Source organism: Bacteroidota bacterium (assembly GCA_018692315.1).
In the GTDB taxonomy this organism is placed as follows: domain Bacteria; phylum Bacteroidota; class Bacteroidia; order Bacteroidales; family JABHKC01; genus JABHKC01.
Genome location: JABHKC010000028.1, coordinates 97,193 through 118,518, shown reverse-complemented (window position 1 = coordinate 118,518; position 21,326 = coordinate 97,193). Strand labels below are relative to the sequence as shown.

General features: G+C 32.9%; 10 protein-coding genes. 7 read left to right on the top strand and 3 right to left on the bottom strand.

Annotated features, from left to right (window positions below; genetic code table 11):
• Window positions 1-207 precede the first annotated feature (207 nt).
• The 3 genes from HN894_02750 (at window position 208) to HN894_02740 (ending at window position 4,074) form a co-directional block, all read left to right on the top strand.
• Window positions 208-1,650 (top strand): MBOAT family protein, encoded by a 1,443-nt coding sequence (locus tag HN894_02750; GenBank protein ID MBT7142231.1) that lies wholly within the window; start codon window positions 208-210, stop codon window positions 1,648-1,650.
• Between the two features lie 238 nt (window positions 1,651-1,888).
• On the top strand, window positions 1,889-2,983 hold the full coding sequence (locus tag HN894_02745; GenBank protein ID MBT7142230.1) for a hypothetical protein: 1,095 nt from the start codon (window positions 1,889-1,891) through the stop codon (window positions 2,981-2,983).
• 35 nt (window positions 2,984-3,018) lie between these two features.
• Window positions 3,019-4,074, top strand: coding sequence for a hypothetical protein (locus tag HN894_02740; protein MBT7142229.1), 1,056 nt, complete (start codon window positions 3,019-3,021; stop codon window positions 4,072-4,074).
• A gap of 214 nt (window positions 4,075-4,288) precedes the next feature.
• Here HN894_02740 and HN894_02735 read toward each other — a convergent pair whose 3' ends face one another.
• Entirely contained in the window at window positions 4,289-7,192 is a 2,904-nt protein-coding gene (locus tag HN894_02735; GenBank protein MBT7142228.1) for an insulinase family protein, read from the bottom strand.
• A gap of 171 nt (window positions 7,193-7,363) precedes the next feature.
• On the opposite strand from HN894_02735, the gene HN894_02730 reads away from it, so the two are divergent.
• Together HN894_02730 and HN894_02725 are read left to right on the top strand one after the other, a co-directional pair.
• Window positions 7,364-13,069, top strand: a complete 5,706-nt coding sequence (locus HN894_02730; protein MBT7142227.1) for a hypothetical protein — start codon at window positions 7,364-7,366, stop codon at window positions 13,067-13,069.
• Between the two features lie 145 nt (window positions 13,070-13,214).
• Complete coding sequence (locus HN894_02725; protein MBT7142226.1) at window positions 13,215-15,626, top strand: FtsX-like permease family protein; 2,412 nt, start codon at window positions 13,215-13,217, stop codon at window positions 15,624-15,626.
• A 111-nt stretch (window positions 15,627-15,737) separates the two neighbouring features.
• Here the strand turns inward: HN894_02725 and HN894_02720 are convergent, their stop codons facing one another.
• Both HN894_02720 and HN894_02715 read right to left on the bottom strand, forming a co-directional pair.
• Window positions 15,738-16,592: a bifunctional methionine sulfoxide reductase B/A protein gene (locus HN894_02720; protein MBT7142225.1), complete on the bottom strand. Its 855-nt coding sequence runs from the start codon at window positions 16,590-16,592 to the stop codon at window positions 15,738-15,740.
• A gap of 873 nt (window positions 16,593-17,465) precedes the next feature.
• Window positions 17,466-19,682 carry an amino acid permease gene (locus HN894_02715; protein ID MBT7142224.1) on the bottom strand — a complete coding sequence of 739 codons (2,217 nt, stop codon included), beginning with the start codon at window positions 19,680-19,682 and terminating at the stop codon, window positions 17,466-17,468.
• Between the two features lie 881 nt (window positions 19,683-20,563).
• Here HN894_02715 and HN894_02710 point away from each other — a divergent pair.
• Both HN894_02710 and HN894_02705 read left to right on the top strand, forming a co-directional pair.
• Window positions 20,564-20,941, top strand: coding sequence for a hypothetical protein (locus HN894_02710; protein ID MBT7142223.1), 378 nt, complete (start codon window positions 20,564-20,566; stop codon window positions 20,939-20,941).
• Between the two features lie 26 nt (window positions 20,942-20,967).
• A complete protein-coding gene (locus HN894_02705; protein MBT7142222.1) occupies window positions 20,968-21,162 on the top strand; it encodes a hypothetical protein in 195 nt (64 codons plus the stop codon).
• Window positions 21,163-21,326: the final 164 nt, after the last annotated feature.

The window sequence follows — 21,326 nt, the reverse complement described above, 5'->3', positions numbered from 1 at the left end:
GATAAAATCTATAATTAGCTAATAATTTATTTTTTGATATTAAAGAAAATTATAAATTTAGCACCAAATTTACTGAAATAATGAAAATAATAAAGAATAAGTTTGCGATAATAATTTGTAAATATTTGATTTAACTTTGATAGTAGATAAAAATTAAAAATAATAAAACATCTAAAGCTGAATAATTAAAAATAAAGAAAATTAATAATGCTATTTAATTCGCTCGATTTCCTGATGTTCTTTCCAATAGTATTTATACTATTTTATGCCTTGCCTCACAAGCTGAGAATGATATTGTTGCTGGCTGCAAGTTACTATTTCTATATGTGCTGGAAGGCAGAATATATAATTCTAATACTTGTTTCAACAATAATTGACTATTGGGCAGGCTTGCAAATGGGTAAAATTCCTGAGAAGAAAAAAAGAAGGAAATATTTATACCTAAGTTTAATTGTTAACCTTGGAATACTTTTTGGATTTAAGTATTTCAATTTATTCAACGATGCCACTCGGGCAGTATTTGAAAGTTTCGATTTGTTCTATGGAATTGGCGAGTTCGATGCTTTACTGCCGGTAGGGATTTCCTTCTATACTTTTCAAACCCTTAGCTATTCTATTGATATATATAATGGTAGCGGTCAGGTTGAAAGGAATCCGGTGCGCTTTGGATTATATGTAGCATTCTTTCCGCAGTTAGTTGCAGGACCAATAGAACGTTCCACAAGATTGTTACCTCAATTCTACAAAAAAGTAAAGTTTGAAAGAAATCGGGTTGTTAGTGGAGTAAAGCTAATGGTTTGGGGATTTTTCAAAAAAGTTGTTATTGCTGATACTCTTTCCCTATATGTTGGTAAAGTATTTATGAATCCAGACAGTTTTGAAGGTTGGCATATTATTGTAGCTTCAATTTTGCTATATATACAAGTTTATAATGACTTATCAGGTTATACCGATATTGCCAGAGGAGCTGCACGTGTTTTGGGCTACGACCTGATGAAAAACTTTAACTTTCCTCTTTTTTCACGCTCATTTTACGATTTCTGGAAACGATGGCATATCTCTTTAACAACATGGTTCAGAGATTATTTGTATATTCCATTAGGTGGAAGCAGGGTTGTGAAATGGCGATGGTATTATAATATTTTCATCGTTTTTGTAATCAGTGGTCTTTGGCATGGAGCCAACTGGACATTTGTAATATGGGGAGTATTGCACGGACTATTCCAGCTAATTGAAATTATGACTGATAAAAGCAGACATAAATTATTTAAACGGATAGGGCTTTCGAAAATTCCAGGATTGCAAAAAGTATTAGGAATTATCACAACCTTATTACTAGTAAGCTTTGCTACATTATTCTTTGGTGCAGCCAACCTTAACGATTCATTTATTTTAATGGGGAATGCGGTACGGGGACTAAGTTTTAGTGCATTTTGGCAAGATTTCCTAAGTGATTATAATTTGCAGATGAGTTTCATTCTGGTTGCTTTCTTGTTCATTATTGAACATATGCAGGCAAATTATAACATAATTAAAGTTGTAGCTCAAAAACCAATTGTTATCAGATGGGCAGTATATGTTCTACTTTTGGTTGCAATATTTAATCTCGGTGAATTTGGAGAAAAAGAGTTTATTTATTTTCAGTTTTAAATGTTGAACAAAATAAGAAGTATAATAATTCAAGAATTAAATATAGTATATAGTGAAATATTTCGGTACTAATCAAAGGAAATTAGCAATGAAGAATAAAAGTAATATTTATAAATGGAATTTTACGTTGAATACTGATATATTTAATCGAATAGATAAGTTCATAGATTAAACTAAAATTTCAACAATTGCAAACTTGAGACATCGCAGGAACTATAAAAATCTCTAATGAACAAAAATGAAAACGCCGAAATTTAAGAATACATTCGGAATAATAAAATTGATAAGTCAAATGGCAATTATCATAACTGCTGTTTTGATTATTAACCAATTGATTAGGAAATCATTTGTCTCAAAGACTTGGGGAAACTTTAATGTGCATATCAAAACTAAGTATATAAAAGAAAAGGGTGATGAATTCAACACCTATTTCATTGGATCAAGTACAATCTATAGACATTTAATGCCAAGTGTGTTCGATGAAGAAATTGATCCTGATCTTGAGGTTAGGTCGTTTAATTTAGGCACTGGTCGTTTTGCACCTCCTGAAACCTACATCTATTATGAATATCTTATTAATGAGGAAGACCTTAATATTGATTATGTAATTATTGAATTAAGAGATATTTTTAAAATTCTTGATGAAAATTTGCATACAGCAAGAGCAAGCTATTGGTACACTCCAAGTGCATACTTGTTTGCAATAAAATCATTAATGTCATCCAAATCATTTGAATCATCAGATGAAAAAAGTCACAAAATTAAAAATCATACTATATCTTTTGCTGAAAATGTTTTCAATTTTGGCTTGATTAAATCCTACGTACGTGCTTTGCAAAAAGAATATGAATTGAATGAAAGGAAAGTAAAAAGTATTATTGGTGAGTTTGATGACGGATTTAAAGGATATTATGTGGAAGATTTAAAAAAAGGTAAAAATGAATATTACAAAAGAGATCCGGCTAGATTGCAGAAAAAACTCAACCAAATGGAAATGAAGTATAATAAGTACGATAGAAAAAGCTTTGATTGCAACTTAGTTCATTTATATGAAATAAACAGACTTATTGAACTCTCAGAAGAGAAAGGAATACATTTAATATTCTTCCTTAATCCTAAGATAGCAGTCAAACAATATGAAGAATATATTCCACTAATGCAGCAAATTGATGATGAACATAAAATTGAATTGGCTGATTGTAGATTTTATCCAGAATTATATTCATTAGAATATGCATACGATAACAATCACCTAAATATTGACGGGGCCAGAATAATTACAAAACTTGCTGCTAAAAAGTTTAATGAAATCGTGAGAAATAAAAAATATTGAGAAAAAAACTTTGTTAAAAACTAATATATAATTTTATGATTAGGATTATTTTACAAATTATTTTAATAATGTTCCTGACATTATGTACAAATTATTTTATCAGACATATTCTACTACCTGATCAAACCTGGGGAAATGCTACCATCAGTATTAAGAAAGATCAGCTTGAAGAGGACATACATAAATACAATGCTATTTTCATTGGAGCAAGTACAACATATAAACAATTAATTCCAACTACTTTCGACCGAATTGTTACAGATGCAGACATTCGATCATTTAATTTGGGCAGTCAAAGTACAATGCCACCTGAAACTTTTCATATTTATGATAACATTCTTAAACTTGATGGTCTGGATATTGAATATGCCTTTATTGATTTAGCCAAAATTGACCCTTGTCATACTGAACACTTGCATACCACCCGGAAAAGATATTGGTATTCGCCCATATCATATATTTTTACACTAAATGTAATTAATAATTCATTACTTCCTGACACTCTCAAAATGCTTGCAATTAAAAACCATACTATTTCATTTGCTGAGAACATATTTAATATTGGATTAGTCACAGCGCTTGACAACATAAAAAGAACGAAATGGAATTTATCTGATGAAGACTTAGAAGGTATCCTTGGAGAAAATTACGATGGGTTTGTTGGTCTTTATGAAGATGCACCAGGCATGATAAGAAGAAGGGAATTATTTTTGAGGGATACTAACTCAGTTGACCGAAAAGAGAAGAAAATTCAGAAACTTTATAATGGAAATATAAATTCAAATCTGTTGAATTATGCTTATTTAGATAAAGTTAATTCGCTAATAGAAGAATCTAAAGAAAAAGGCATTCATTTAGTTTTTTTTCTACAACCCCGTATGCAATTAAGTCAATATAGGGAACTTATTCCACTATACAATCTCATTGATGAGGTACACAGAATTGATCTTGCAAATCCCAATTTATACCCTGAATTCTATAATGCTAAATATATGTTTGATGCAAGTCATCTAAATCCGGAGGGAGCTGAGATATTTTCAAAATACTTTGCCCAAGAATTTAATAAATTATTAATAAAAAAGAATAGTTAGAAAGGAACAGAGATAAACGATTGACAAGTTTGGATTGATTCTATTTCATTTGCAAATCTAAATACAATTAGTCAACAATAAACATATTTAACAAAATAGCCTGATTGGTTCTAATAAAAAAGTTGAATCCAATGGTTTTGTAAATGAATGAAAGACACAACCCAACTTAGGCATTTTTCAAAGCAAAATACATAATTTGGAATAAAGGAAATTCCTATTTTAAAAACAAGTCCTTCTCTTTAATTTTAACAATTTTCCCGTAAGCTTCAATTCTTTTTAAATCAATTTGCTTTTCGTTTCCAACAATTGCTATTACAATAGGAATGTTTTGAATGTTCTCGATATAGAATTGAATTATTGATTCAAATTCTAATTGTTCATACATTTTCGATTTCAATTTTGCGGGATCTTCGGTATAACCTTTGAGTTTCCAGCTTTCTATTTTTTGACTAAGGTCTCTAAAGCCAGGTTGGTCAGTCGAAAGTTTCTGAATTAAATATGGTTTAACCATTTCAATTCTTTCCGGCTTTTCTGGCATATTTTTAATTAGTTCGTAAAAAACATCAATTGCTTCGTTTGTTTTATCGGCTTGTGTGCCAACATATCCAATAAAATTTGATGGCTTACCTTCCAAAACAGGGATAGTGTAACGCGAGCCGGCACTGTAAGCCAACGAACGATATTCTCGAATTTCCTGTAAAACAATTCCTGAAAATCCTCCTCCAAAATACAAATTGAAAGCATCAATATCTGCTTCTTTTTCTTTCTGAAAAACCTTGCCATTACCGAAAAAATAGACTTTGCTTTGTGTTGCACTCTTTTTGTTTACAAAATAGATTGTGTTCTCTTTATGAACTTCCGAATCCCTAACAATTGGAGATTCGCTAATCGCAATATTTTTGTTAGGGGCAAATGAGTTTTGAACAATCTGATGCACTAAATTTACATCTTCTTGAGCAACTATATGAATTTTTGATTCGAAATTCGTTGCGTTTTTAAAAGCTTTTTTTAAAGTTTTTGTGTCAAGATTTTTTATTTCTTTCAACGAAAGTCTGTCAAGATATTGGGATTTAGATTTGAAACGAACAAATTCGAAAAGTGCATCGGCTACATTATCAGGTTCGGAGCGTTCCATTTTTCTATTTGTTTTTTCGCCATCGTACAATATTTTTAGCTTATCTTCTTCGAGAACAGGGCTGTTTATCAAATCATTGATTAAAATTATGGCTGATTTAAAGTTCTTCTCTAATCCTTCTACGCTGATTGTCAAGTAACTATCGTCGCTTGATATGTAGTAGTTGCAACCGATTTTGGCAAATTCATTTTTCAGTTCCGATACCGAATGTTTTTTTGTTCCGGCATAATTCATAATTTCCGAAGCATACTTCAACATAGGAAGTTTCTCATTTCCAATACCATATTTAATTGTCGCTGAAAAAATATCATTCACAGGATTTTTTGTGTAAAATAAATTCACACCATTTGATATCTCTTTATGCTGAACATCTTCCTCGAAATAGAAATAAGATTGTTTTGGGGTTTTTGTAGGAATTAATTCAAGTTTTTGGGCAAAATTAGATTTTACTTCATTTTTTGAAGGAATAGCCTGATAATCCGGTTTTTCAATTTTTTCCTTTTTTGGAAAACCCATTTTTGAATAAAAAGCAAGATAGTTGTCGCCATAATATTTCTGAGCAACTTCTATAATATCTTCCCTTGCAATTCTGTCAAGACGTTTTGTAAATTCCAGAACCGTTTCAACTTTTCTGCCTTGAGCAAAACTTTCGGCAAATTGTATAGCTCTACTATCGTTGTCTTCCATAGAAAGCGAATGTTCAACATATAAGCTTTGTTTCACGGCAGGAATAATCCAGTCATCAAATTCTCCATTTCTTAGCTTTTTTATTTCGTTCATAACTAAGTCTTCTGCATTTTCAAGCTTTTGTCCAACAATTTTTGGCACTATAAAAATCACAGTAGCCCCATGATCGTAGTAAGGAATAGGGATTGTCATTGCTGCCAAAAGTTTATTATCTAACGACAGTTTGTCTAACAATCCGGTTTGATTCGGATTAGATAAAATCTGATTACAAACTTGTAGTGCAATTTCGTCTTGATGCCCGGCCGGAACAGTTCTGAAGCCAAGCATTCCTATTTTTATCGGGCTCAATTTCATTTGAACAAACTCACGCCCTTTGAAAGGTTCTTCGTGATAAACAATTCGTTCCGGAATATTTCCGCTTTGCCATTTGCCAAATTTTCTTTCAATCAGTTTTCGGGCTTCAGCCGGATTAAAATCTCCTGAAAGAACTAAAGCCATATTATTTGCTACATAGTATGTTTTATAAAAATCATACATTTTTGTTAGCGATGGATTTTTTAAATCATCAATAGTCCCAATAAGGGTTTGCTGTCCATAGGGATGATTTTTGAAAAAATGTAACTGAAACTTCTCTAACAATCGAGTTTGAAACATATCGGAGTATAGATTTTTTTCTTCATACACAACTTCGAGCTCTGCCTGAAAAGACCTAAAAACGGCATTCTCAAATCTATGGTTATAAATCTCTAACCATTTTTCTAATTGATTTGATGGGAAAGTATTGAAAAAAACAGTTCGGTCGGGACTTGTATTTGCATTCATTCCGGTTCCGCCAATTCCTTTAATTATGCCTGACAATTCGTTTGGAATTGCAAATTCGTTGGCTTTGACAGACTCTTCGTTTATTTGTTTCTGAATGGCTGCACGAACTTCATCATCTTTCGTTTCTCCAAGACGGTCGTACAATGCGAAAATATTTTCGATATATGGTTTTTCCTCTTCCCAGTTTGTAGTTCCGAGTTGTTCGGTGCCTTTAAACAACATATGTTCCATATAATGAGCCATTCCTGTAGCATCGGCAGGATCGTCTTTCCCACCGGCTTTTGTTACAACAAGCCCAAATATCTCTGATTTGGTGTGGTCTTCATTTAATATTATCGTGAGGCCATTTGGCATAACGTATTGAATAACATTGGTTTTTACATCCCTATTTTGTGCAGACACAAAATTTTGCGATAAAACTAATGATGAGATTATAATGAGTTTAAAACAGAATAAACCGATAATTTTTTTCATAACAATATTTATTATTTATTTAAAAATGCAAAATTATCTAAATTAATATTTTTCACAACTGGTCCAACCTCTAATAAATCAGACTTTTTATTTTTTAAAACCAAAATCAAATTAACAAACATAAAAACCCTATATTCGTAGAGTTAAATTTAATATATTAATGATATGAATATGAAATGCTTAAATAACAAAACGATAATAGCTATTTTAGTATTGTTACTAAATTTTACATTTATTTTTAATGTCGCAGCTCAGGTTCAAACAATTCAATATCAAGATAGTTGGGCAACACAAGGATTTTCTATAAAACAAGAAAGCTCGGCAAGTGCAATAGTTTCTTTTTCGATAAATGAATTTTTTCTCGAAGATTTTATTGTAGCCGGGGACAGTATGCAAAAACTACAGTTACCGGGAAGTTTTTTGCCAAACAACGAAGGTGCCCCTGATATTCCGGGAAATGGAAGATATATTGCGATTCCTGAAAATTCTAATGCCAGTATAAATATTATTTCGATGCGAATTGATACCCTTGAAAATATAGATTTGCTTCCAGCTCAACGAATTCCGTTAGTTACAGACAACAATCCTGTTGAATATATTAAAGATAATTCTATTTATGAGGACAATAGTTTTTACCCTAAAAAAAATATTCAGCTTTCTGAAAAGAAAAAAATTCGTGCTGTGGATGTTGTTATGCTTGGGATTACACCATTTCAATACAATCCGGTTTCGAAAAGATTGTTGATTTACAGAGATATTGTTGTTGAAGTTTCATTTCATGGAGGGAACGGACAATTCGGCAACAATCGTTATCGAAACAGATGGTTCGAGCCTATATTGAGTAGTCATATTTTGAATTATAATTCATTGCCACCGATTGATTTTTCAAGCCAAATTTCTTATAGTACAAATACAACACAAGATTTTGAATATCTGATAATTGCACCAGACGATGCCGCTTTTCTATCATGGGCAGATTCGATAAAAAACTGGAGAATTCAGCAAGGGATAAAAACCGGAATAATTACAACAACTCAAATTGGTGGGAACTCAACAACATTAATTGAAAATTATATAAACAATGCCTATAATAATTGGACAATTCCGCCGGTGGCAGTACTTTTGCTTGGCGACTATGGAACTACAGGAAGCACAATTATTTCGCCGGAATATAACAGCTATTGTGCCTCCGACAATATTTATGCAGATGTAGATGGCGACAACCTGCCGGATATAGCATTCGCAAGAATTACTGCACAAAATTCTACACATCTTGCTACTATGGTAGGGAAGTTTTTAGATTACGAAAGGCAGCCCCCAATTTCAAATAGTTATTATAAAAATCCGTTGATTGCAGGAGGTTGGCAATCTGATAGGTGGTTTATAATGTGCACAGAAATTTTATATGGTTTTCTCGAAAATGAATTAGGGAAAACTCCCGTAAGAGAATATTCCGGTACAAGTTCCGCACCTGCTTCGTGGTCAACAAACTCGAATACCGGAATGGTTGTTAATTATTTCGGACCAAACGGATTGTCATATATTCCAAATTTACCATCTTACTTAACCGACTGGACCGGAGATGCTGCCGGAATTAATGCAGCAATAAACAATGGAGCATTCATTACACAACACCGCGACCATGGAGGCACAACAGGATGGGGAGACCCAAGCTATCACAACAGCGACCTTAGTAATTTATATAATATCGACCCAACTTTTGTATTTTCAATAAATTGTCAAACAGGTGCATTCGATGCCAGCTCTGAATGTTTTGCTGAAGCATTTCATAGGCATCAGTATGGTGCATTAGGTATAATTGCTGCCACTGCAAATTCATATTCCTTTGTAAACGATGCCTTTGTTTGGGGAATGTATGACTATATGTGGCCTGATTTTGATCCTGGTTATGGATATACAGGAGAACACACGTTGATGCCCTGCTTTGCAAATATGTCAGGAAAATATTATTTGCAGGCATCTGCATTTCCATACAACTCAAGTAGCAAGGCAGTTACTTATCATTTGTTTCATCATCATGGGGATGCTTTCACTACAGTTTACTCTGAAGTACCTCAGTCGCTTACTGTTTCTCACGATTTAGCTTTATATAGTGGTGTTACCTTTTTTACTGTTACAGCCAATCCAGGAGCTACAATTGCTTTAACTCGTAATGATGAAATTTTGGCTGTAGCTGAAGGTACAGGTTTGCCTCTTGCAATTTCTATTTCACCACAAATTCCGGGAGGAGATTTAAGAATTACCGTAACCAAACAAAATTTTTATAGATATTCTGAATCGGTTATAATTATTCCTCCGGCAGGACCGTATATTACTTATGAATCTTATTTAATTAACGACAATTTTGGAAATGCTGATGGAAATGCTGATTTCGATGAATTAATTTTATTGAAGGTAGATGTAAAAAATGTGGGATTAGATTCGGCAAATTCTGTCAATTGTACATTATCATCATCTGATAATTATATAAATATTTTAGATTCGTTAGAATTTTATGGAACAATTTCTGCAAATTCTACTGTTGGAATAACTGATGCTTTTGCATTTCAAATATCGGATTCTGTTCCTAATGAACATATAATCAATTTTGAAATTATTGCTACAAACCCGGACAGTACATGGACAAGTAGTTTTTCAATTTCAGCAAATGCACCCGAACTAAATATTGGGAATATTGTTGTTTCAGATGCAAACGGAAATAGCAATGGAGCTTTAGATCCGGGCGAAACTGTTGATATTATTGTTCCGATAGCAAATATTGGAAACAGCAATGCACTAAATACAACTTGCACATTGTCGAGTTCAAGTATTGATATAAATATAGTTTCAAGCTCTGTTATCTTTACAAACCTTGCTGCCTTACAGACGGTAAATGCCGTTTTCAGTGTTAGTGTGAACCAAAATGCTATTATTCCAACAATTGTGAATTTTCAAGCTAATGTAAATTCAGGAAATTATTCACATCAAAAAGATTTTGCAAAATCAATTGGGCTTATTTTTGAAAACTGGGAAACAAGCAATTTGAACCAGTTTTTTTGGCAAACAGGTGGCGATTTGCCATGGTTTATTACATTAAACCAATCATATGATGGATTATATTCTATTCAATCCGGTGATATTAGCGATTCTCAAAGCTCAGAATTTGAACTTTCAGTTTATGTTTTAACAAGCGATAGTATCTCATTTTTCAGAAAGGTATCTTCAGAAACATCATACGATTATTTAGAATTTTATATCGACAATATTATGCTTGATCATTGGGCAGGAGAACTAAGTTGGGAAAATGTAAGCTTTCCAATTAGCAGTGGGTATCACACTCTGAAATGGGTATATGATAAAGACGGCTCGGTTTCAACGGGTAGCGATTGTGCATATGTTGATTATATTGTTTTTCCTCCAATTGTAGTTCCCGATATTGATATTGGAGTAACTGCCGTAAATTCTCCGATTAGTTATATAAGTTTAGGTTCAAATGAAATTGTTGAAGTTGAAATAAAGAATTTTGGAAGTAATCCAGTTTCAAATTTTGATATAAATTATTTAGTTAATAATTCTACTGTTGTTACAGAATTAGTTGATACAGTGATACTTTCAGGGAATACTTTAACTTATACTTTTAATACTACTGCCGATTTATCAGCAATTGGACAATATGATTTTAAGGTTTTTACAAATTTGCCTACTGATACTTTTCATTTTAATGATACAATTTTTTATTCAGTTGAGAACATACCTTTAACATATTGCCAACCAACTGCAAATTGTAGTTATGGAGATGGGATAGAAGATTTTGAGCTTGATTCAATAAATCACTCAACAGGGTGTAGCACAAATGGATACGGAGATTATACTAATTTATCTACTTCATTAATTACCGGTCAAACATATACTATAAATGTAACAACCGGCTATGCTAACCAATATTTGTCTTTATGGGTAGATTTCAATAATAATTATCTCTTTGAGGCTTCGGAACTTTTAATTACAGATTTTTATTTAAGCTTATCGAATACTAATTATTCTACCTCGCTCACAGTCCCAATGTTAGTAACCAGTGGTTCTCACAGAATGAGAGTTAGAGTAAATTATGCTGCAAGCAGCGCAGATCCATGTGCAACTTTCACTTATGGTGAAACTCACGATTATACTGTAGAAATTGTTAGCAGCGTTAATCCACTTTTAGTAAATGCCGGTATCGATAAAGATATTTGTATGGGCGATTCTGCAGTATTGTCTGCATCTGTTTTTGGTGGGAATCCGCCATATTATTACAGTTGGAGCAACAACGATACTTTGCCCTCCACTATAGTAATGCCAAATACGTCAACCACATATTATGTAACTGTTACCGATTCGCTCGGAAATACTGAAATTGACGATATTATGATAACTGTAAATCCTTTACCAACAGTATTTATTGGTGCAGATACAAGTTTGGTTTTAGGACAAACATTAACTCTAAATGCAGGTTTAGGCTTTAGTTCATATATTTGGAATACAGGACATCAAAGCCAAAATATTTCAGCAAATGCGACAGGCAATTATTCTGTAACTATTACAGACATAAATGGTTGCCTAAATTTCGATGATATAAATATTACTTTTTCACCAGCAATCAGCCCTGCGTGGACATATGAAGTTACAGGAGAGAATCATACAATTTTAATTCCCCAAAATACAAGTATTATTATAAACAATTCGCCAATTGCAGTTGGTGATTATATTGGAGTATTTTACGATTCGCTCGGTACACTTTTATGCGGAGGATATACGCAGTGGTTAGGAACAACTACTTCAATTGCCGCATGGGGCGAAGATGTTGGGAACGATGGTTTTGAAAATGGCGAAATTTTTAATTGGCGAATTTGGGATGCTTCAGAAGCAATGGAATACGGCGCTTCAGCAATATATAACACTAGCATGTTTCCAAATAGTGAAGCTTATGTACCTAATGGAATGAGCGGAATAGATTCCTTGAAAGTTTTACTTCCTGATTGGACATACTCCGTAACCGGAACAAATCATACCATTTTAATTCCAGATAATACCAATATAAATATTTCAGGAGTATCAATCTCACCGGGAAGTTTTCTTGGAGTTTTCTACGATTCTATTGGAACATTGGTGTGTGGAGGATACACAATTTGGGAAGGCAGCACAACATCGCTCGCAGCATGGGGCGAAGATGTAGGAAACGATGGTTTTGCTATCGGTGAAGAATTTAATTGGAAAGTTTGGGAAGTTTCAAACGGACAAGAATACGATGCAACTGCAACTTACAATACTGTAATTTTTCCAAACAACTCTATGTTTATGGTTAATGGAATGAGCGGTATTGCAGAATTAGTTTCATTAAATTTCCAAAATCAACAAATTCAACTTTCACAAGGCTGGAATATTTTTTCGACATATATTCAATCATCGTATCAAATTGCCGATAGCATTTTTTCTTCTATTGCTAGCGATGTGATAATTGTTAAAAACGGTCTTGGATTGGTTTATTGGCCTCTCTATAATATTAATAATATTGGAGAATTAATAATAGGCGATGGCTATCAAATAAAAATGTCAAATTCTAATATACTGACTATTAGTGGTTCGATGATATTTCCAGAAAGTTTTCCAATAAATTTATTACAAGGTTGGAATCTGGTTGCATATCTGCGTTTGCAAGCTGCACCCATAGAAAGCATGCTAAACAGTATAAGTTCAAATATTATTATTGTGAAAAATGAAACAGGTTTGGTTTATTGGCCTGCATGGGGAGTTAATAATATTGGGAATATGGAGCCGGGCGAAGGTTATCAAATCAAGCTAAGTTCAAATTCTATATTATTGTATCCGGCTAATAATTAATGTTCATATTCGGACAATTAATTATTTAGTATCGAACAAAGAAACTTACTAAAATGAAAAGTATTTGCACATAAGTATTTGAGTTGTATTTGTTTAATTTATATGGTATAATTAGTGTGAAATAAACAAGGTTTTTTTGCAAAATATGATAGTTGGAAGTTTTAAAAATATAATAAGAATAATAATTAGACAAAAATTCTATGCCTTGCTAAACATTTTTGGTTTAGCAATCAGTATTGCGAGTTTTGTATTAATATCCTTGTATATTTTCGATGAATTGAGCTATGATAAACATCACCAGAATTATGAAAAAATATTCAGAATTGCTGGAGAATATAATTTTGATGGAGTTGGAGAAAAACCTTCAAGTCAGCCATTTCCATTAGGTCCTATCTTAAAAAAAGAGTATCCCGATTTGATAAAAGAGTACGTTAGATTTTTCAATTTTCAGCTTCCTAAAGTCATTATACAATATGACAGAATGAAAGAAATTGAAGACAGACTATTTTTTGTAGATTCTACGGTTTTCAGCATATTCAATATAGAATTTTTAAGCGGCAAAGGCGAAAAATCTTTAGACGATCCGTTTTCGATGATTATTACCGAAAGTATGGCAAAAAAATATTTTGGTGATATAGACCCTATAGACGAAACAATTATTGTTGATAATTACTATAAATATACCGTAAGGAGTGTGATAAAAGACCCTCCTACCCAATCGCATTTTCGCTACGATTTTTTGGTTTCAATGTCGTCTGCACGATACATGTATAGAGGCAAATTGCCAACAACTTGGGTGTGGAATCCTTGTTGGACCTATGTTCTTTTGAACAACAATGTAGCAGAAGAAGACTTGGAAAGTCAGTTTCCAAACTTCATTAGAAAATACTTTGAAGATGCAGAGAAAGACAATATTTCACTCAATCTGCAAAACATTTCGCTTATTCACTTAAATTCACATCTCGACTATGAAATTGAACCAAACAGCTATGCAATTTATATATACATTTTAGGATTAATTGCACTTTTTTTACTGATAATTGCTTGTATTAATTTCATGAATCTTGCCACTGCCTCTTCTGCCCACCGTGCCAAAGAAATTGGAGTAAAAAAGGTTGTAGGAGCCTACCGTTCACAATTGATTTTTCAATTTATTTTTGAAGCTGTGATTATCAGTTTTGCTGCAATCTTTATCGCCATTTTGATGGTAGAATTACTATTACCGTATTACAACGATTTTCTAAATAAAGATTTCAGAATAAGCATTTTGCTCGAAACCAGGAATTTAATCCCATTAATTTCATTAGGATTTTTAATTGGAATAGTTTCAGGAATTTATCCGGCATTTTATCTTTCTACTTTTCAGCCAGCAAATGTTCTAAAAGGAAAACTTATAAATGAAGTAAAAACAGGATTTACTCGTAAACTTTTAGTAATAGTTCAATTTACTATTTCAATAGCCTTAATAATTGGAACAATAATGATTTTCAAACAATTGAATTTCATGCGTTCAGCAAATTTAGGTTTTCGAAAAGAAAATATAGTTATCCTTCCAATTTACAAAAGCAATCTGATTTTGGAATATTCAAAATTCAAATCAAAGCTCCTGGAAGTACCGAACATAATGCACGTTACAGCCATGAACGACATTATTGGAAGAGATCATAATACTCACGAATTCAGGCCAGAAGGCACACCGGAAGACGAATGGCAGTTTTATCCGGCTCTTGCTGTCCGACACGATTTTGTAAAAACATTCGACATAGAAATAGTGGAAGGGAGAGACTACGATGAGAAGTTTGAAAAGGACGATTATAAAGCAATTATAATAAATGAAGCGATGGTAGGACATCTTGGATGGGGAAGCAATAAAAATGCCATTGGGAAAACTTTTCAATCCATGCTTGGAAAGGAGAAAGTGATAGGAGTTTTTAGAAATTTCAACGAAACTTCTTTACATAATTCAATAGAACCTTTCGTTTTAGACCTTATTCCGAAAGAATATAAAAACAATGCAATGACCAGATATATCGCCATCAGATTTCAAACAGACGACAATCAGAAAGCACTTAAAGAGGTGAAAAAACTTTGGTATAAGTTTGTGGCTCACAGACCTTTTGAGTATTTTTTCTTAGACAAAGAATTAGATGACCAATATGTTGGTGAAGAAAAACTTGGCAAACTGTCTGGAATACTTTCAATTTTGGTTTTAATAATTTCAAGTATAGGACTATTTGGGTTAACCTCCTTTTTTACTGAAAAACGCACAAAAGAAGTGGGAATACGAAAAGTTCTCGGTGCATCGAAAAATGATATTATTAAAGAATTATCAAAAGAATTTATCATTTTGATAATTATTGCAAATTCTCTGGCAATTCCTTTAGGATATTTAATGATAAAAAATTGGTTTCAGGAATTTGCATTTCAAACAAGCATCGAATGGTGGATTTTTGTCATTGCAGGAACCATCGCTATTCTGATTACTCTGCTTATCTCAAGCTACAAAGCCAACAATGTTTCAAAAACCAAACCTGTTGATACTTTGAAATATGAATAGTTTTTGAAACAGATTCTTAAAGAACAACTCATTAACTATTAATAATTGTTTTATAATTATTGAATGTTGGCTTTTCAATTTATAAATAGTTTTAAATCAGTAAGCTTATATTCAAAATCGCTTGGTATAAACATGGCAATAAGGCAATGCTCCATTTCTTTCATAATAATTTTGATGATAGTCTTCGGCTACATAAAATTCCGCTGCCGGTGTTACTTTAGTAACAACATTGTATCCATTATTTTGCAAGATTTTTATAAGCTTATTGGCAATATTTTTTTGATTTTCGTTAGTATAGAAAACCTCTGAACGATACTGTTCACCAAAATCAGGCCCTTGATAATTCAACTGGCTAGGATCATGAATTTCAAAGAAAAAGCTCGCAAGAATTTCAAAATTTGTCAATGAAGGATCGAAAACAACTTGCACTGCTTCGGCATGTCCACTCATTCCTGTGCATATAATTTCGTAATTTGGATCTTCTATACTTCCACCAATATATCCTGATTCAACCGAAATTACGCCTTTTTGTTTTTTGAAAAAATGTTCTACACCCCAGAAACATCCTCCAGCAAATATTGCTGTCTTAAATTTTTCTTTCTCAGGTACGAAATCTAAGGATATTGAATTTACACAATGACGCATATTATTTTGTGTAAATCCCTCGTTAAGAAAAACATGCCCGAGATGTGCATCGCATTCTGCACAAACAATTTCTGTGCGTTTTCCGTCCGAATCGGGAATTCTTTTTACAGCATTTTCTATTTCATCATCGAAGCTTGGCCAGCCACAATTCGATGAAAATTTATCTGTAGAATTATACAAAGAGCTGCCGCATTGTTTGCAAATATATGTTCCTTTTTCTTTAAAATTATTATACTTTCCTGTAAAAGGCATCTCCGTTCCTTTATTAATAATTATTCGTTTTTCGTTATCTGTTAATTCATTTTTACTATTTCGAGTCATAATTATAAAATTTAAATATTATCAATAACTCACCAAATCACGAGATATTTTATTTTCTTATGATTCAATTAACTACATTCTTATAGTATTTCATTTATCTTCATGCTGAATCATAATCTTTCAATTTTCAAATAACCAAAGGATGTTCAATATTAGGTATTAGGTGCGAGCCTTCAATTAATTCTTATAGATAACAATTATGAGAAAAAAAATTAGTTAAACATTTTTGGGACAAGTAATAATTTTAAAATAGCTCTCTCTCTACCTAAACAGAACAACAAAAGCCTTTGATTAGTGCATAGCAAAACTTTATCTCCCACTTTTATTGAAATCAAGTTGTGTTCAATCCTGATTTTTCATCAAAATTGTGCCCGGCCTAGCAGTTTGTCTCTGCTTTTATATTCTTAGGGGCTGGGAGGGCTACTTTTGATTTTGTTTTCCCATTTGAGCCTATTCTCCAGTCTAAGTCCAATTACTATTTCGTTATTCTTATTTATGTAAAACTTATCTTTTGCTTTTCCTCTATTTGGTCCACTTTTTTTATCTCGCTTTGAAACGAGTGCAATACATTCAATAAATTCTGTAGCACATCTATATTGAGGTTCAATGATGTATATGTCATTCTTATCAACAAATCCAAACTTTTCTTTAGTTGAATCATATTTTAACTTTAGAATGATTGATCAAATGCTATCATTTTGAGCCTGCACCTTTTCAAAAAATGATTTCTCTTGAGCAAAAGAGAATATCCATTGCATTAACAATAAAATTAAAAATAGTTTTCTCATAATAAGTTGCCACTAACATTAGCATTTACAAAAAATTCCATATATTTCTTTATTATTTATCATCATTAAATTTAATAGTTTCCTATTATTCAATTAGTTCTCCCTGTGTTGACTCGGCATTTCTTACTAAAATGGTAGCTTTAAAACCGGTAACGAGATTATCTAATTTTTCTGCAAATTCAATTTCATCATTTAATTGTGGCAGTGCTAATCCCACAAAAACAATATCTGCATTTTTACTTTTTCGCTGCATTAATTCAGTAACATTTTCATTATTTTTATTCAAAATTACATCACTTGCTGCCGCCATTCTCGATTCGCTGATAAGGGTTTTTAACTTTTCATTCATTGTGCTTTCTTCTGCTTCGCTGGAAACTATTGTTCGAACATATAATTTCGCATGTCTCCATGCAGTATTTGCATTTAACAAATGAGCAAAAAGTAACATCATATCACCATTTTTTTGCATTCCTCTCCACCAAACATCAATCCGATTGTGAGTAGATGATTTTTCCATTTCAGGAACATATGCCAGAATACTGTTTCTTTTCATTTTCGAAACAGTTCTGACTATCCTGAATAATCTTTGAATACGCTCAGCACCGCTTGTCCAGCCAAACATTACGGTATTCGAGTGCATTCCTGCAAAACCATTTGCCTGAATAATACCGATAATTCCGTTTTCGAAATTTGGGACAATATGAACTTCTGGAAATGCATTGATTTTCTGATTAACTAATTCCTGTTCCATATCTGATTGTATCTGGGTGGTATTCACTGTTGTATCTCCCAACTCTCCAACCAAAGTTCTACAAACAGTAACAATACCTTTATTTTGATTAAACCAATTTGCAACTCTGGTCAATCTCATCAATCGTGTCGGATTTGAAGAAAACAAAAGAATATTCGGTCGCCAATTTCTTGCATGAGTATTTTTTTCTTTCAGTTTCATCAATGCAAGTCTTGCAATCGAACCCCACAGTCCTGCCCTCACGTCTCCCCAACTGCTTTTTAAAGCTTTTCTTTTTAGATAAAAATATATTGTCAATTCCAAACAAATTGCAACTATGCAAGCTAATGGATTGATTAGGCACATCACTATTCCTGCTCCTATACTGCCGATTAGAGAAATGCTCCAATGAACCTTAATCGTAGGTCTGTATGAAACATCTCCAACGAGTTTTTCAATAACCGCAGATAAATTGATTGCGACATACAAAGTCAGGAAAAATATCGTAACCCAGCGGCCAACAGCATTCAGATCTCCAAGAGTAACAGCCAATAATGCAATTCCTCCCGTTACCCAGGTAGCAATAGTTGGCTGGCCTGTCCTGCTTGTTCGTCCCAGAATTTTTGGTGCAATTTTATCGAGCGACAATGCTTGTAAGACTCTTGGGCCTCCGAGGATACTTCCGAATGCCGAAGATAGTATTGCTCCCCAAAGTCCGGGATAGACTAATACCATACCAAAAAAGGCTATCTTTGACCAAATTGGAGGAGTCGAAGCATCTATTTTTGCCAACATTTCACCATCTACTTTCGATGTTACCGACAAAGCCGATAAAATTAATAGATAAACTACTGTTCCGGTTATCACAGCTAATATTGTTCCTCGTGGTATTGATTTTTTCGAATCTTTCAGGTCGCCACTCATTCCAATTCCGGCAGTAAAACCTGTTACAGCAGGGAAAAACACTGCAAAAACAAACCAAAATCCTTCAGGTGCAGATCGTTGATAATTTGGCACCATTTCAGGAGAATTGAAATCTCCTGTGAAAACTCCGGCAAAAAGTGCTATTACACTTATTCCTACAGCCACCATAATCGGTATCTGCATTTTTAAACTAAAGTTTGCGCTTTTGCCGGCAATGGCAGTAGCAAAAATAATAATCAGTGCTGCCATTATTTGAACAGGAGGAACTCCCCAGTCTGCTGGCCAAAATGGAGCAATGGATTCGGCTAATCCGAAGGCATATAATGTTAAACTCAAAGTCCGACAGAGAAATAAAGGTATTCCTATTGCTCCGCCAAGTTGAATCCCCAAACTTCTGGAAATCATATAATACTCACCACCAATTCCAACTTTCATGTTGGTGGCAATTGCAGATGCACTTAAACCTGTAATAAAAGTGATGGAGCTTGCAAGAACCACAGTGAGTAAGGTCAGCGGTAAACCAAGATTTCCTAAAACCCATCCAAATCTTAGATACATCATCACACCAAGTATAGTTAAAACACTTGGCGTAAATACTCCCAGAAAAGTTCCGAATTTTACTGCTTGTGTAGTATTTTTAACTGGCATAATCTTGTTTGTTTTTTATTGACTTGAATGTAAAGGCTTAATTTTTCATTTTTGATTTCATTAAATCCGGCCTGAAAAAAACGAAACAGTTATTTTTCGCAAAGGTGCAAAGTCGCAAATAAATGAATGTCAGCATAATACAATTTTACATTTTTGGAGAAATATAGGTTTTTATAATGAATTATTAAAATCAAACAAACCCGTTCCAGGGCAAACGTATGAAAACAATAATATATATTAAAGATAATAATAATTTTCCATTTTATTAAAAGTGAAAAAATAAATAGTTAATTGCATGATTGCAAGTATTTTAATTACAGCCACAAATATAAGATAGTAATAAAGTAGTAAGGTTGAGCTTGTTACCTTATTAAAACCTAAATGCAATTTTGCAATTTGTAATGGATTGTATTTTAATCAAATAACAAACCTACTTACTTTAATTTTTTTCATGCGTTTGCTCTGAACACGTGCAAACATACCAACACTAAATAATTAGGGTTCGGCTCGTATTCCATACCTAATATGACTTCTGCTGACTTCTCGGCTCATAGAAAACTAATCTATTCCGAGACCTCCCCAGGTAAAAACGCTTTCCTTCCTCCGATGCCTTCAGTATCTACTATCTGAAATTTGTTGGTCAGAGGCTTTGCAAAGATGTGCTTGCTTATCCATTTCAAACAGCCTCATATACTGTTTCTGTTCGTCAGTACCGGATTTTGTAGTCTCGCTTCCTTCAGATGTAGCTTCGCAGCTACCACCCTTGCGACTTACTAACAGGCTTCACCAACCCAGCCTGTAAGAGACTTTCACTCTCTGGAAATATTTAATGCCTACCCAAATTGAATATCAATTTTTATTTTCAAAAAATATTTCTATTTTTGAAATATTTCTTGAACATCAAGGTAGGTGTCCGCATACGCTTATGCTGGGCACACACATTTACTAAACTTGGTCTTGAAGATTTATATAAATATTTGGTCAATTTAAGTTCAGGTTCTGCAAGAGATAATTTATCACAAGATAAAATTCGAGAACTTAAATTTGTCATTCCAAATAATGATTTGATAGAGCAGTTTGATGAAACTGTTAGTCCTTCAATGGAAAAGATTTTAATAAATATGAAGCAAAACCAACAACTCACCGCTCTACGAGATTGGTTATTGCCTATGCTAATGAATGGGCAGGTAACAGTTGGAGAAGCAGAAGAAAAGTTAAGTATGGCAGCGGAGCCACAAGCGGAATATAAAAAAGGATAGAATGACGAAAATATGTTTGGGTAACTTTGGAGGATAGTTCTTTAATACAAAAAATATTAGATATTAGAAAAGACCAAACAAAAGATTGGTGGATCAAAATATCAGATGCAGAAAGAAAATCTATTGAAAAAGGAATATCGGATGCAGAAAATGGCAAATTAAACTCACATTCAGAAGTACGCAAAGTTTATGAAAAAAGAACTAAGAAAATTATCAAATGAAATTGAGAGAACTGTAAACCTAATTTCTAATATTCCTAATTTATTTCCTCTATCTGAAAATAGAACATATCGCAATTTGAGTGAATGATTTCGTTAAGAAAGGTTAAATAATTGAATGAATGAACACCAACTACTAATAAATTGACGTTTTGATTTGAAAATAT

Excerpts from the sequence above, each read along its gene's own strand:
- HN894_02730 (MBT7142227.1), top strand. The coding sequence starts at position 7,364 with ATGAAATGCTTAAATAACAAAACGATAATAGCTATTTTAGTATTGTTA.
- HN894_02740 (MBT7142229.1), top strand. The coding sequence starts at position 3,019 with ATGATTAGGATTATTTTACAAATTATTTTAATAATGTTCCTGACATTA.
- HN894_02715 (MBT7142224.1), bottom strand. The coding sequence starts at position 19,682 with ATGCCAGTTAAAAATACTACACAAGCAGTAAAATTCGGAACTTTTCTG.
- HN894_02745 (MBT7142230.1), top strand. The coding sequence starts at position 1,889 with ATGAAAACGCCGAAATTTAAGAATACATTCGGAATAATAAAATTGATA.
- HN894_02725 (MBT7142226.1), top strand. The coding sequence starts at position 13,215 with ATGATAGTTGGAAGTTTTAAAAATATAATAAGAATAATAATTAGACAA.
- HN894_02735 (MBT7142228.1), bottom strand. The coding sequence starts at position 7,192 with ATGAAAAAAATTATCGGTTTATTCTGTTTTAAACTCATTATAATCTCA.
- HN894_02750 (MBT7142231.1), top strand. The coding sequence starts at position 208 with ATGCTATTTAATTCGCTCGATTTCCTGATGTTCTTTCCAATAGTATTT.
- HN894_02720 (MBT7142225.1), bottom strand. The coding sequence starts at position 16,592 with ATGACTCGAAATAGTAAAAATGAATTAACAGATAACGAAAAACGAATA.